Genomic DNA, 13,917 nt, shown 5'->3' with positions numbered 1-13,917 from the left:
ATGATAAAAAAAATGACATTGGCAGTATTCTTTACGGCCCTGCTTCCCTTCTACGCATGCCAGGCGCAAACCATGGCGGAAGCGAAACCCGTTTCCGCGGAAGTCACCACCACCCTGACACCTGACATTGGCGGGATAAAGCAGGTGCTGGAAATCAAGACGGACGACGCGAACAAGCCCGTGCTGCTGTTTTTGTCCGGCGGTCCGGGCAGCTCCATGATCAAGGGAGCGGAGGCCTTTACGAATATCCTGAAAAGCAGATTCACGATTGTGCAATGGGACCAGCGGGACGCCGGAAAAACCTTGAAACTGAATCCTTCCCCCACGCAGCCATCCGTCAGGCAGATGGAGAACGACACGTATCAGGTCGTCCAATTTCTGCGCAAGGAATTCAGGCAGGACAAAATATACTTGCTGGGCAGCTCCTGGGGCAACGTCCTGGGCTTTGATATCGTCAAGCATCACCCGGAACTGCTGCATGCCTATTTCGCGTCGAATCCTGTCGTGAGCCAGTTGGAAAGCGAGAAAGAATTGCTGCAAGCCTTGAAAGCGCATTTCAAGGACAATGCCGTCGCCAGCCAGGAACTGAACAGTATCAGTTTCCCGTTTACTAGTGACGAAAGCATGTTTTACTTAAGGAAATGGCTTTTTTACAAGGATGGCAAGGCATTCGCGACGAGCGAGGGATTCAAGACGGGCTTTCTTCAATGGTCAAAAACCTGGTCGCCCGTCTGGAACGAGGTCATGAACATTGATCTGCCCAAGACCTTGAAGAGCGTTGACTGCCCTGTGTACTTCTTCGTCGGTAAAAACGACATCCAGACCTCGACCAGGATCACGCAAGCGTATTTCGACACCTTGAAGGCGCCAAGGAAGGGGCTGTTTTTCTTCGAACATTCCGGGCATCAGATACACCAGGATGAACCGGTGAAATTCCAAGAGGCCATCATCAAGACATTGGATACAGTTCAACCAAGCAAGTAAAGAGCGTCTGAAACGCAAAAAGCCCAACCGTGAAGGCTGGGCTTTTCGATGCTGCTGATGTTCTGGCTCCCCGACCTGGACTCGAACCAGGGACCTGCGGATTAACAGTCCGTCGCTCTACCAACTGAGCTATCAGGGAAAAGAGGCCGCATTCTATAGGGTAAATTTTACGGTGTCCAGATTTCCCCCGGAAAAATGTATATTTTCCCGGCGTCAGCCTGCCCGGCAGCGGTCAGCCGGGCTGCTCTTGCGGATAGTAGTCAAATACCAGCACCCGCCCCAGCCATGGCTTGAGCTGCTCGACAAAGGCCAGGTGGGCCGCATGGGTCAGGTACACGTCGCGCGCGCCGGCGTCATCGAAGGTCAGGGTAAAACAATCGGTAAAGCCATCATCGAGGCCTTCCGGGCTGACGTTCGGCCCCCATTCAAATTGCCGCACACCGGGTATGCGGTGTTTCAACTGGGAAAATTCGTAGACGAGCTCGGCGTGCTTGGCGGACGTGATGCCATCGAGGAAGTCGCACAGGACGATATGGCGCAAGGCGGAGGTACAAGTCATGGGAAGGTGCTCCTGAAGTGATGCATTCAGGATAGCGCAAAACGCGATTACGCACAGGCAAGCCCTGCTGATGGCTGCGGAAAACAAAAAAGGCCATGTTTTTCAACATGGCCTTCCGAATTCTGGCTCCCCGACCTGGACTCGAACCAGGGACCTGCGGATTAACAGTCCGTCGCTCTACCAACTGAGCTATCAGGGAAAAGAGGCCGTATTATATAGGCCAAACTTGGCGCTGTCCAGATTCCCATAGGGAAAATCTTACCCTGCCCCAAACTACGCGCCGGCGCCGCAAAAACAAAAAAGGCCACGTTTTTCAACGTGGCCTTTCGAATTCTGGCTCCCCGACCTGGACTCGAACCAGGGACCTGCGGATTAACAGTCCGTCGCTCTACCAACTGAGCTATCAGGGAAAAGAGGCAATATTATATGTCGCTTGTTCCATATTTGCAAGACTGATACTGCATCTTCACAAACACGGCCATCGCCGACTTTCTACCGCCATCAGCGCCGCACTTGCATGCAACGCCGAAGAAGCAAGATATTAAAGTACTTTGGCGATCGCGTCAATGACGATGTCGATATTGCGCGAATTCAATGCTGCCACGCAGATACGGCCCGTGTCCACGGCGTAGATCGATTGCTCGCGCAAGGACGCCACCTGCTCCTTGGTGAGACCCGAGTACGAGAACATGCCGATTTGCTGGCGCACGAATTCGAAATCGTGGGCTGGCGCCTTGGCTTTCAGTTTTTCCACGAAGGCATTGCGCATTTCGCGGATGCGCACGCGCATGCCGGCCAGTTCCTCTTCCCACAGCTGGCGCAGTTCCGGCGTGGCCAGGACGGTGGCAACCACCTTGCCGCCATGCGTAGGCGGATTCGAGTAGTTGGTGCGCACGACACGTTTCAGCTGCGACAGCAAACGGGCCGCTTCGTCAGCGTCGGCAGCGACAACGCTCAGGGCGCCCACGCGCTCGCCGTACAGCGAGAACGATTTCGAGAACGAGTTCGACACCAGCAGCGGGCCGCCCGCGTCGGCGAAGCGGCGCACCACGGCGCCGTCTTCGGCGATGCCGTTGGCGAAGCCTTGATAGGCCATGTCCAGGAACGGCACCAGGCCGCGCGAAGTCACGACGCTGATGATCTGATCCCATTGGGCCACGCTCAGGTCGGCGCCGGTCGGGTTGTGGCAGCAGGCGTGCAGCACGACGATGGAACCGGCTGGCATGGCGTTCAGGCTGGCCAACATGCCGTCGAAGTTCACGCCATGGGTGGCGGCATCGTAGTACGCGTAGTTATTCACGACAAAACCGGCGTTTTCGAACAGCGCGCGGTGGTTTTCCCAGCTCGGGTCGCTGATGTAGACCTGGGCACCCGGCGCGAAGCGCTGCAGGAAGTCGGCACCGATCTTCAGTGCGCCCGTGCCGCCGATGGCTTGCACGGTCACGGCGCGGCGCTCTTGAATTACGGCGCTATCGGCGCCAAATACGAGTTCTTGCACAGCCTTGTCGTAGGCGGCGAGGCCTTCGATCGGCAGGTAGGTGCGTGGCGCCGCCTGTTCGATCAGGATGGCTTCCGCCTTGCGTACGCAAGCTAACAGAGGCACTTTACCGTTGTCGTCATAATAGACGCCAACGCCCAGATTGATTTTGGCGGGATTCTGGTCCGCGTTAAATGCTTCGGTGATGCCCAGGATCGGGTCGCGTGGGGCCATCTCGATGGCGCTAAACAGACTGGCAGAAACAGTTGGGTTCGTCATGATAAGATTGGATTCGATTGGAAGCAGGTTCACAGCGGAGTTGTAGACAGCGCCCCAAAATACAACGCCAGGGCCGCCAGCAGAGCACTATTCTAACAAAGGTCTGATTCACATGCCCGAATTATCTACCGCCAGCGAGGCGGAAAGCGCAATTATCTCTTTCCCGGACTCCCCCTTCAAGCTGCACCAGCCCTTCCCTCCGGCCGGCGATCAGCCCACGGCAATCGACCAGTTATCCGAGGGGATCGCCGACGGACTGGCCTTCCAGACCCTGCTGGGCGTGACCGGCTCGGGCAAGACCTACACCATGGCCAACGTCATCGCGCGCATGGGCCGGCCCGCCATCGTCTTCGCGCCGAACAAGACCCTGGCGGCGCAGCTGTACAGCGAGTTCCGCGACTTTTTCCCGCAGAACGCCGTCGAATACTTCGTCAGCTACTACGATTACTACCAGCCCGAAGCCTACGTGCCGCAGCGCGACCTGTTCATCGAAAAGGACTCGTCGATCAACGAGCATATCGAGCAGATGCGCCTGTCATGCACCAAGTCGCTGATGGAACGGCGCGACGTCATCATCGTCGCCACCGTCTCGGCCATCTACGGTATCGGCAATCCGAACGAATACCACCAGATGATCCTGACCTTGCGCGTCAAGGACAGGGTCGCGCAGCGCGACGTCATCGCGCGCCTGATCCAGATGCAGTACACGCGCAATGAAGTCGACTTCGGCCGCGGCACCTTCCGCGTGCGCGGCGATACCATCGACATCTTCCCCGCCGAGCATGCGGAACTGGCCGTGCGCCTGGAAATGTTCGACGACGAGATCGAATCGATCCAGCTGTTCGACCCGCTGACGGGCAGAGTGCGTCAGAAAATCCCCCGCTTCACCGTGTACCCGGGCTCGCACTATGTGACGCCCCGCTCCACCGTGCTGCGCGCCGTGGAAACCATCAAGGACGAGCTGCGTGAACGCCTCGAATTCTTCCGCAAGGAGAATAAGCTGATCGAGGAGCAGCGGCTGGAACAGCGCACGCGCTTCGACCTGGAAATGATGGCGGAAATCGGTTTTACGAAGGGCATCGAGAACTACTCGCGCCATTTGAGCGGCGCGCTGCCGGGCGAACCGCCGCCGACCCTGGTCGATTACCTGCCGCCAGACGCATTGATGTTCCTCGACGAGTCGCACGTGCTGACGGGCCAGCTGAGCGCCATGTACAACGGCGACCGTTCGCGCAAGACGAATCTGGTCGACTATGGCTTCCGCCTGCCGTCGGCACTCGACAACCGGCCCTTGAAATTCGAGGAATTCGAACAGAAGATGCGCCAGACCGTGTTCGTCTCGGCCACGCCGGCCGAATACGAAAAGAGCCATTCCGACCAGGTGGTCGAGCAAGTCGTGCGCCCCACCGGCCTGGTCGACCCGCAGATCATCGTGCGCCCCGCCAGCAGCCAGGTGGACGACCTGATGTCGGAAATCGTCGAGCGCATCAAGAAGGACGAGCGCGTGCTGGTGACCACGCTCACCAAGCGCATGTCGGAGCAGTTGACGGAATACCTGGGCGACCATGGCATCAAGGTGCGCTATCTGCACAGCGATATCGAGACGGTGGAGCGCGTGGAAATCCTGCGCGATCTGCGCCTGGGCACCTTCGACGTACTGGTGGGGATCAACCTGCTGCGCGAGGGTCTGGACTTGCCGGAAGTGTCGCTGGTCGCCATCCTCGACGCGGACAAGGAAGGTTTCTTGCGTTCCGAGCGCAGCCTGATCCAGACCATCGGCCGCGCCGCGCGTAACCTGAACGGCACGGCGATCCTGTACGGCGACCGCATCACGGACTCCATGCGCCGCGCCATCGACGAGACGGAACGCCGCCGCAACAAGCAGATCGCCTTCAACACAGCCAACAACATCGTGCCGATCGGCGTGAAAAAATCGATCCGCGAAATGATCGATGGCGTCTACAGCCCGCAGGAAGCGCGCGAAACCCTGCAAGTGGCGCAGGAAGCGGCGAAGTTCGAAGCCATGAGCGAGAAACAGGTCAGCAAGGAAATCAAGCGCCTGGAAAAACTGATGGTCGACCACGCAAAGAACCTCGAGTTCGAAAAAGCGGCGCAGGTGCGCGACCAGCTGCACGTCCTCAAACAGCAGCTGTTCGGCGCGCCCGGTACCGACAATGTGGCGTCGATACTGGGCAAATAGACGGCTATCCGTGCCTTGACCCGCCTACGGCTCCGGCAGCGAATAGTCGATGTCGTAGAAATGCTGGCCATCGACGATGCGGATGGCCAGCGTCCCGCTGATGCCTGTCAGCTGCCCCGTGCCGGAATGCGGCACGATCACGATGGACAACGTCTGCTGGCCGTCGGCCATGGTGCCCGCATGCTGCGCCACGAAGGTGCCTTGCCGGCCCTGCAGCACGCCCGTGATGGCTTCCATGGCGACATAGCCTGCCGCGCCCCTGGTGTCAGTGACGGCGTTGAGCATCTCGCCCTTTGCCGTGGCGACCAGGTCGCCGGCATAGACTTTGTCGAGCAGCACCCTGCCCAGAGTCGTGCGCCCCGCGCGCTGCGGCGCCGCGGCTGGCGTCATGGTGATACTGAAACTTCCCGTGGCGCGTACATGCATGCGATGATCCCCCTGTGCAGACGAGGCGGCGCCGGCTGGCGCCACCAATAGACAACATGCGGCCAGCACCAGGCCAGACAAGCTGTGTGATTTCATGACTCCCTTTCAATCGATGCGAGAGAGCCAGCTTAAAGCCACGCAGGAGACAAATATTGGATAAACCCGACAACCCGCGCAATGTGCTCGCCACACGCGGCCAGGCGCCGAAAGGCATCGTCGACCCGCAGGCAGCGGCGCGCCGCATACGGCTGGCGACCTATCCGCCGGCTGGCGCGCTGGCGCCGTTCGTCGACTACTTCTGGATGGTCGAATGGGACAGGCGGGACTGCGCGCCGGAGACGCAGCGCGTGCTGCCCTACCCGAACGCGCACCTGGTGTTCGACCTTGGACGCACGGCCATCCATGGCGTGGTGCGCGGCGCCTTCGACCGGCCATTGAGCGGAACGGGCAAGGTGCTGGGCGTGCGTTTTTCACCGGGCGGCCTGCGCCCGTTCATCAGCCAGCCCTTGTCGTCATTCACCGATACGACCATCGCCGCCGATGCCATGCTGGACATGCCTGCCGCGCAAGCCGAGGCGCTGGTGCTGCAACAAGCCGACGATACGGCCATGGTGGCGCAGGCACAGGCACTGCTGCTGGCAAGGCTGCCGCAAGTCGACGCCGCCGCCCTGCTGGCAGCCAGGCTGACTGCCGCGGCGGCGGCCCACAACGGCCCGGCAAGCGTGGCGCAACTGTGCGAAAAAATGGCCATCGGCGAACGACGGCTGCAGCGCCTGTTCGCCAACTACGTGGGCGTGCCGCCAAAGTGGGTGATCCAGCGCTACCGTCTGCAGGAAGCGATCTGGCGCCTGGCGCAGCCCGATGCGCCCGACCTGGCCAGCCTGGCGCAGGAACTGGGCTTTTTTGACCAGGCCCATTTCAGCCGCAGTTTTGCGGACCTGGTGGGCAGCACGCCGCTCGACTATCGCCGCTCGCAGCTGGCGACAGTCACCTAGCCGGCCGCTTTCATGTCGTCGACATACGCACGGATGATGGCGGCGAAATCTGCATCGGCCGTCAAACCCAGCGCTTCGGCCCGTGCCGTATCCCAGGCGCCGGGCCAGCTCCTGACGATGCGCTCGACGGCGGGATCGGGTGCATAGCTGATGCGGGCCGTCACGTCGCTGCCGGCCACGGCTTCGAGTGCGGCGATCATTTCGCCCACGCTCACGCTCAAGCCCGGCAAGTTCACTGTGCGGCTGGCGCCAAACGCCTCGCCCGCCAGTTCGTGGCCGGCGATCAGCGAGGCGATGGCGCCGCGCGGCGACAGCAGCCACAGACGCAGGTCGGTGGACACGGGGCAGACGGCCGCCTCGCCATTCAAGGGTTCGCGGATGATGCCGCTGGCGAACGATGACGCCGCCTTGTTCGGTTTGCCGGGACGCACGCTGATGGTGGGCAAGCGCAAGACGCGGCCATCGACAAAGCCGCGGCGGCTGTAATCGTTGAGCAACAGTTCGCCGATGGCCTTTTGCGCGCCGTACGACGACTGCGGGTTCAGTGCCGTCGTATCCTGCACCACGTCCGGCAGCTGGCCGCCGTAGACGGCCACGGAACTGGTAAACACCACTTTCGGCTTGTGTCCCAGTTCGCGGCAGATATCGAGCAGCAAACGCGACGCATCAAGGTTAATGCGCATGCCCAGCTCGAAATCGGCTTCCGCCTGGCCGCTGACGATGGCGGCCATATGGAAGATCGAGCTTGTGCGCGCATCGATGGTGGCACGCATCAGGGCACCGTCGGCGATGTCGCCCGTGACCACTTTTACGCGCGCATCGTTGAAGTCATGCGCAGCCACCACGTCGACCAATACCAGCTCGCTGATCGTTTGCAACTGGCCCTGGCTGTCCGTCAGCTGGCCTTGCGCCAGCAACTGGCGCGCCAGGCGCTGCCCGAGGAAACCGGCGCCGCCGGTAATGAGTACTTTCATGTTCATGCTCCTTGTTTGTTGTTGTATGCGGCGAGCCAGCCCAGGCCATCTTCTGTGCGCCCGCGCGGACGGTATTCGCAGCCGATCCAGCCGTCGTAACCCAGTTCATCGAGCAGGCTGAATAAATACGGGTAATTGACTTCGCCATCGTCCGGCTCATTGCGCGCCGGGACGCTGGCGATCTGCACGTGGCCGATGCCGTCGAAGTTGTTCCTGAACGTCATGGCGATATCGCCCTCGACGATCTGCGTGTGATAAAAATCCATCTGCACCTTGACGTTGGGCTGGCCCGATTCCAGGCGTAGCGCATGGCCCTGCGCCTGCGTGACGAGGAAGTAGCCAGGCATGTCGCGCCCGTTGATCGGTTCGATCAAGAGTTCGATGCCATGCTGGCCCACGGCCTGGGCCGCGTACCGCAGGTTCGTCAGGTACGTGGCACGGTGCAGCGCCAGGTCGGCGCCCTCCGGCACCAGCCCCGCCATCATGTGCACGCGCGGGGTGCCCAGGGCCAGCGCATACTCGATGGCGCGCGCCACGCCAGCGCGGAATTCTTCCTCGCGGCCCGGCAGCGAAGCGATGCCCCGCTCGCCCGCCGCCCAGTCGCCCGGCGGGAGGTTGAACAGCACATTTATCAAACCATGCTCGCGCAGCCAGCCGGCCACTTCCTGCGGCGCGTGGTCATACGGGAAAAGGAATTCGACGCCTTTAAAACCCGCTTGCGCGGCGGCGGCAAAGCGCTGCGGGAACGGCACTTCGTTGAACATCATGGTCAGATTGGCGGCAAAGCGGGGCATGCGTATCTCCTGGATTTTTTATATGTCGAGTTTGAATGTGTGTTTCAGGTCGGCGATCTGCGCCGCGTCGAGCGGGCGCGTGGGCACGTCGCGCAGCAGCAGGAACAGCTTGGCCGTCTCTTCCAGTTCCTCGGCCGCATACACGGCCGCTTCCAGATTCGAGCCCGAGACGACGGGGCCGTGATTGGCCAGCAGCACGGCCGAATGCTTGCGTGCCATGGCACCGATGGCGCCAGCCAGCGCCGGGTCGCCCGGACGGTGATACGGCACCAGCGGCAGGCGCCCCACCTTCATCACAAAGTAGGGCGTGAGCGGCGGGATGCAGTCGTCATGGTTCAAGCCGCACATGCACGACACGGCCGCCGAATGCGTCGAGTGCAGATGCACGATGGCGCCGGCGCCGCCCCGCTCCGCGTACATGGCGCGGTGCAGGAACGCCTCTTTCGACGGCGGTGCGCCGCTGATCAAGTTGCCGTCCCAATCGAGCTTGGACAATTGCGCGGGATCGAGCCGTCCCAGGCTGGCGTTCGTCGGCGTCAGCAGCCAGCCGTCATCCAGGCGCACGCTCAGGTTGCCGCTGCTGCCCGCCGTCAAGCCACGCTCGTATAGCGACTTGCCGAAGTCGACGATCTGCTCGCGCTGGCGCGATTCGCTGCTGCTCATGCCAGCACCTGCCACGCTTTGCTGAAGAAATCGACCGTGCCGAAATTGCCGGACTTGAGCGCCAGCGCCAGCGGCGCCGCGCCATCGTCACCCAATGCAGGCAAGGCTTGCGTCCACGGCACGCCAGGGTCGATCTCGGGGCCGATGCGCAAACCCGCCACACCCAGCGCTTTCACCACCGCACCCGAGGTTTCGCCGCCGGCGACGATCAGTTGGCCCACGCCGAGGCGCACCAGGCCTTGCGCGATGGCGGCCAGGGTTTCCTCGACGAGCGCGCCGGCCCGCTCCACGCCCAGCTGCGCCTGCACGGCGCGCACGGCATCCGGCGTGGCCGTGGCATAGATCAGCACAGGGCCTTGCGCCAGATGCGCGCCGGCCCAGGCCAACGCCTGCTCGATCACGGCGTCAACCACCTCGCCGCCCGCGGCCAGCTGCAATGGGTCGACGTGGAACGATGGCGCCAGTTCACGCAGGTGCGCCACCTGCTGCTGCGTGGCCACGGAGCAGCTGCCCGAGATCACGGCACGCAGGCCTGTCGGCGGCGGCAGGCGCCCCGCCTGGCCGGCGGGCGATGGCGCCAATTGCCCCCGCTGGCGGAAATTCTGCGGCAGTCCCAGCGCGATGCCGGAGCCGCCCGTGATCAGTTTCAAGTCCGCGCAGGCGGCGCCGATGGCTTCCAGGTCGCGGTTCGAGACGGCATCGACGACGGCGAAATGGCAGCCCTGGCCGCGCAAGTCCGTGAAGCGCTGGGCGATGGCTGCGGCGCCCTTCTCCACCACGGAGAAATCGGCCAGACCTACCTTGGCTTGCACCTGCTGCTGCAGCACGCGCACCAGGTTCGAATCCGTCATCGGCGTCAAGGGATGGTCGCGCATGCCAGATTCGGCCAGCGGCACGTCGCCGACAAACAGGTTGCCCTTGTAGATGGTGCGGCCGTTGGCGGGGAACGCCGGGCAGGCAATCGTAAAATCCGTGTCAAGCGCCCGCATCAGCGCCTCGGCCACGGGTCCGATATTGCCGCGCGGCGTGGAGTCGAACGTGGAGCAGTACTTGAAGTAAAACTGCTTGCATCCGGCTTGCTGCAGCCAGGCCAGCGCAGCCAGCGATTCAGCCACCGCCTCCTCGGGCGCATTCGTGCGCGACTTCAGCGCGATGACGACGGCGTCGACGTCGGCCGGCGGCGGACCTTGCGGCACGCCGATCAGCTGCACCGTGCGCATGCCGGCCTTGACCAGCATGCCGGCCAGGTCGGTGCCACCCGTGAAATCGTCGGCGATACATCCCAGTAGTACGGTCATGATGGTTCCTCTTGATTCAGTGACGCTTGCGCCGGCAGTTCAATGCCCGGGAAAATCTTGATGACGGCCGAGTCGTCCTCGCCGCCAAAGCCTGCTGCCGACGCCTGCATGAACATCTGGTGCGCCGTGGCCGACAGGGGCAACGGGAACACGCTTTTTTTTGCGTAATCGAGCACGATGCCGAGGTCTTTCACAAAAATATTCACGGCCGACAGCGGCGCGTAGTCGCCTTTCAAAATATGCGGCACCCGGTTCTGGAACATCCAGGAACTGCCGGCGCTGTTCGAAATGACTTCGTACAGCGCGTCCGGGTCGCAGCCAGCGCGCAGTCCCAAGGCCATCGCTTCGGCGGCGGCGGCGATGTGCACGCCGGCCAGCAGCTGGTTGATCATCTTGACTTTCGAGCCCTGCCCCGGCTGTTCGCCCAGGCAGTACAACTTTGCGCAGATGGCGTCAAAGATGCCGGCGCAGGCATCGAACGCCTCGGGTGCGCCGGCCGCCATGACGGACATTTCGCCGGCCGCCGCCTTGGCCGCGCCGCCAGAGATGGGCGCATCGATGAAGCGCAAGCCCATGGCCGCCAGGCGCGCGCCGAGGGCTTCGGCAAACTCCGGCGCCACGGTGGCGCAGGCGATCACCACGCTGCCCGCCGCCAGGGCGCTGGCCGCGCCGTGCTCGCCAAACAGCACGGACTCCGTCTGCTGCGCGTTGACAACGACGATCAGCACGGCCTGCACCTGCGCCGCCAGCGCGGCCGGCGACTGCGCCGCACGGGCGCCCTTGTCTGCCAGCGCTTGCACGGTTTCGGGCCGCACGTCGCAGGCATGCACCTCAAAACCGGCGCGCAGCAAGGATTGCGCGATGCCCATGCCCATGGCGCCCAGGCCGATCACACCTACTTTTTTGATTGCTACGTTCATCTGCTACTCCAGTTTTATTTGTTCACCAGCTTGGCCGGCACGCGCATGATGATGACCGCGCCGATCACGAGGATGGCCGCCAGCAGGTAGATGGCGATGTCGGTCGACTGTGTCAGGTCCTTGATCGAGCCGATCATGTATGGCGCCGCGAAACCGGCCAGGTTGCCCACCGAATTGATGGCGGCGATGCCGGCGGCGGCCGAGACGCCACCGAGGAAGGCCGTCGGCAGGCTCCAGAACATGGGCGAGGCGGCCAGGATGCCGCCGGCGGCGATCGTCAGGAAGAAGATGGCCCAGCCCGTGTTATGGGCGCCGGCCAGCGCGCTGCAAACGATGGCGGCCGCGCCGATCACCAGCGGAATGGCCATATGCCAGCGGCGTTCGCGGTATTTGTCCGAGCTGCGGCCCAGCAAAATCATCGTGGCCACGGCAAACGAATAGGGAATCGCGGTAAACAAACCGATATTGAGCACGCCCGTCACGCCAGCCGCCTTGATCAGGCTGGGCAGCCAGAACGTCAGCGAATACTGGCCCATCACGCAGCAGAAATAAATCAGGGCCATGACCCAGATGCGCGGATCGGCGAACATGGCGCGGATCGACGGGTGCGACACCTTGCCCTTCGCTTCCGTGGCGATGCGCTGCTCGAGGATCACTTTTTCGTCTTCCGTCAGCCACTTGGCGGCGCGGATGCTGTTATCGAGGTACAGCAGCACGGCCACGCCCATGATCACGGCGGGGATGGCTTCGAGCACGAACATCCACTGCCAGCCCGCATAGCCATGCACGCCGGCGAAGGTTTCCATGATCCAGCCCGACAGCGGGCCGCCGATCAGGCCCGCCACGGGAATGGCCGCCATGAAGGTGCAGACCATGCGTGCGCGGCGCTCGGATGGATACCAGTAGGTCAGGTACAGGATGATGCCGGGGAAGAAGCCCGCTTCGGCCACGCCGAGCAGGAAGCGCATGATGTAGAACATGGTCGGCGTGGTGACGAACATGAAGGCACCCGAGATGATGGCCCAGGTGATCATGATGCGGGCGATCCACACGCGCGCGCCGATTTTATGCAGCATCACATTGCTGGGTACTTCGAACAGGAAGTAGCCGAGGAAGAACACGCCGGCGCCCAGGCCATACACGGTTTCGGAAAACTGCAGGTCGGCCAGCATCTGCAGCTTGGCGAAGCCCACGTTCACACGGTCGAGGTAAGCGACGATGTAGCACAGCATGAGGAAGGGGATGATGCGCCAGGTCACCTTGCGGTAGACGGCGTCATCGATGATTTTCTGGCTGGCGGCGGCGCCTGCCGGCTGGCCCGGCATTGTTTGTGACACTTCCATGCTTGTCTCCTGATCACGAAGGGATCGACCGTGCCGGGTTTTTATGGTCCACCGGAGGTGGCTGGCAACTTGTCTAAAATTTGTATGGATGTATATTATGTGTGTGTTTTATGTGTGTCAAGCTGTATATTCCATATAATGGCAAGCAGGCAATCCCATTTGAAAACCGTTAGCGCAAGGATGCACCCGATGGACCGCACGTTTAGCTTCACCCTCCCCGCGCCGGAGCCCGCCGCGGGCAGCTTCACCACCGGCACCCTGGGTGCGCGCGTGGCGGCCCGCTTGCGCCAGCAGCTCCACCACGACGGTCTGGCCGCCGGCACGCGCCTGCCGTCGGAGCAGGCGATGGCCGAGCATTTCGGTGTGAGCCGCACGGTGCTGCGTGAAGCCATAGCCCTGCTGCAAGCCGAAAGCATCCTCGTCACGCGCAAGGGTAGCGGCACCTTCGTGTGTGCGCAGGATGGCGCGAAGAGCGGCGAACGGGGCGACGCGCTGACGGAGCAATCGGTGCAATCGCTGCTGAACCTGATCGAAGTGCGCCAGGGCCTGGAAGCGGAAATCGCCGCGCTGGCGGCCGTGCGGCGCACGCCGGGCCAGCTGGCCGACATCGAACACGCGCTGCGGCGCATCGAGGAAGCGGTGGCGGCCGGCGTCGATGGCGTGGAAGAAGACGTGCGCCTGCACTTGTGCATCGCCGAGGCGACGGGCAATCCCTATTGGCCGAAATTCGTCGCCATGTTCGCCGACCCGATCCGCTCGGCCGTCAAGGTGACGCGCGCGAATGAAGCGCGGCGCACGGACTTTTCAATCGAAGTGCGGCGCGAACATGAAAAGATCGTGCAGGCGATTGCTGACGGCGACCCGCAACGGGCGCGCCAGGCGGCCATGGAACACATGCAGCATGCGGCCGAACGCGTGCGCCTGGCCGACCGCGAATTCTGGCGCGGCGACGGCGGCGCGCTGGCGCGCACCCTGGGACGCGACCCCATCATGCAGAAATAAATC

General features: G+C 62.5%; 13 protein-coding genes and 3 tRNA genes. 4 read left to right on the top strand and 12 right to left on the bottom strand.

The features are described from left to right. Window positions 1-12 precede the first annotated feature (12 nt). Window positions 13-984, top strand: coding sequence for an alpha/beta hydrolase (locus SJI03_RS18965; protein ID WP_322428210.1), 972 nt, complete (start codon window positions 13-15; stop codon window positions 982-984). Between the two features lie 63 nt (window positions 985-1,047). Here SJI03_RS18965 and SJI03_RS18960 read toward each other — a convergent pair. The 5 genes from SJI03_RS18960 to SJI03_RS18940 form a co-directional block, all read right to left on the bottom strand. Further along, a tRNA-Asn gene (locus tag SJI03_RS18960) sits at window positions 1,048-1,123 on the bottom strand. A gap of 93 nt (window positions 1,124-1,216) precedes the next feature. Continuing rightward, window positions 1,217-1,543, bottom strand: a complete 327-nt coding sequence (locus SJI03_RS18955) for a Dabb family protein (RefSeq protein WP_322428209.1) — start codon at window positions 1,541-1,543, stop codon at window positions 1,217-1,219. Window positions 1,544-1,666: 123 nt separating this feature from the next. Next, window positions 1,667-1,742, bottom strand: a tRNA-Asn gene (locus SJI03_RS18950). Window positions 1,743-1,877: 135 nt separating this feature from the next. Next, a tRNA-Asn gene (locus SJI03_RS18945) sits at window positions 1,878-1,953 on the bottom strand. A gap of 131 nt (window positions 1,954-2,084) precedes the next feature. Then, window positions 2,085-3,299 (bottom strand): amino acid aminotransferase, encoded by a 1,215-nt coding sequence (locus SJI03_RS18940; protein ID WP_322428208.1) that lies wholly within the window; start codon window positions 3,297-3,299, stop codon window positions 2,085-2,087. Window positions 3,300-3,411: 112 nt separating this feature from the next. Between SJI03_RS18940 and uvrB the strand changes: the two genes are divergently transcribed. Beyond that, entirely contained in the window at window positions 3,412-5,499 is a 2,088-nt protein-coding gene (gene uvrB, locus SJI03_RS18935) for an excinuclease ABC subunit UvrB (RefSeq protein WP_099378229.1), read from the top strand. 24 nt (window positions 5,500-5,523) lie between these two features. Here uvrB and SJI03_RS18930 read toward each other — a convergent pair whose 3' ends face one another. Then, window positions 5,524-6,021, bottom strand: coding sequence for a DUF3224 domain-containing protein (locus tag SJI03_RS18930; RefSeq protein ID WP_322428207.1), 498 nt, complete (start codon window positions 6,019-6,021; stop codon window positions 5,524-5,526). A gap of 56 nt (window positions 6,022-6,077) precedes the next feature. Between SJI03_RS18930 and SJI03_RS18925 the strand changes: the two genes are divergently transcribed. Beyond that, window positions 6,078-6,920 (top strand): helix-turn-helix domain-containing protein, encoded by an 843-nt coding sequence (locus SJI03_RS18925; RefSeq protein ID WP_322428206.1) that lies wholly within the window; start codon window positions 6,078-6,080, stop codon window positions 6,918-6,920. On the opposite strand, the gene denD is transcribed toward SJI03_RS18925, so the two are convergent. Genes denD through SJI03_RS18895 form a run of 6 tightly spaced genes read right to left on the bottom strand, consistent with a single transcriptional unit; the run spans window position 6,917 to window position 12,912 of the window. Continuing rightward, window positions 6,917-7,894: a D-erythronate dehydrogenase gene (gene denD / locus SJI03_RS18920; RefSeq protein ID WP_322428205.1), complete on the bottom strand. Its 978-nt coding sequence runs from the start codon at window positions 7,892-7,894 to the stop codon at window positions 6,917-6,919. The genes SJI03_RS18925 and denD overlap by 4 nt on opposite strands. Window positions 7,895-7,896: 2 nt before the next feature. Further along, window positions 7,897-8,688, bottom strand: coding sequence for a 2-oxo-tetronate isomerase (gene otnI / locus SJI03_RS18915; RefSeq protein WP_099378225.1), 792 nt, complete (start codon window positions 8,686-8,688; stop codon window positions 7,897-7,899). Between the two features lie 18 nt (window positions 8,689-8,706). After that, window positions 8,707-9,351 carry a 3-oxo-tetronate 4-phosphate decarboxylase gene (gene otnC / locus SJI03_RS18910; protein ID WP_099378224.1) on the bottom strand — a complete coding sequence of 215 codons (645 nt, stop codon included), beginning with the start codon at window positions 9,349-9,351 and terminating at the stop codon, window positions 8,707-8,709. After that, window positions 9,348-10,649, bottom strand: a complete 1,302-nt coding sequence (otnK, locus tag SJI03_RS18905; RefSeq protein ID WP_322428204.1) for a 3-oxo-tetronate kinase — start codon at window positions 10,647-10,649, stop codon at window positions 9,348-9,350. The genes otnC and otnK overlap by 4 nt, the downstream gene beginning before the upstream one ends. Next, complete coding sequence (gene ltnD / locus SJI03_RS18900) at window positions 10,646-11,569, bottom strand: L-threonate dehydrogenase (protein ID WP_322428203.1); 924 nt, start codon at window positions 11,567-11,569, stop codon at window positions 10,646-10,648. Before ltnD ends, otnK begins: the two co-directional genes overlap by 4 nt. A 14-nt stretch (window positions 11,570-11,583) precedes the next feature. Then, entirely contained in the window at window positions 11,584-12,912 is a 1,329-nt protein-coding gene (locus SJI03_RS18895; RefSeq protein WP_416208768.1) for an MFS transporter, read from the bottom strand. A 189-nt stretch (window positions 12,913-13,101) separates the two neighbouring features. On the opposite strand from SJI03_RS18895, the gene SJI03_RS18890 reads away from it, so the two are divergent. Beyond that, window positions 13,102-13,914, top strand: coding sequence for a FadR/GntR family transcriptional regulator (locus tag SJI03_RS18890; protein WP_322428202.1), 813 nt, complete (start codon window positions 13,102-13,104; stop codon window positions 13,912-13,914). The last annotated feature ends 3 nt before the right edge of the window (window positions 13,915-13,917 follow it).

The organism is Janthinobacterium sp. GMG1 (genome assembly GCF_034427795.1).
Classification (GTDB): Bacteria; Pseudomonadota; Gammaproteobacteria; order Burkholderiales; family Burkholderiaceae_D; genus Janthinobacterium.
This window is presented reverse-complemented; position numbering and strand designations above follow the sequence as displayed.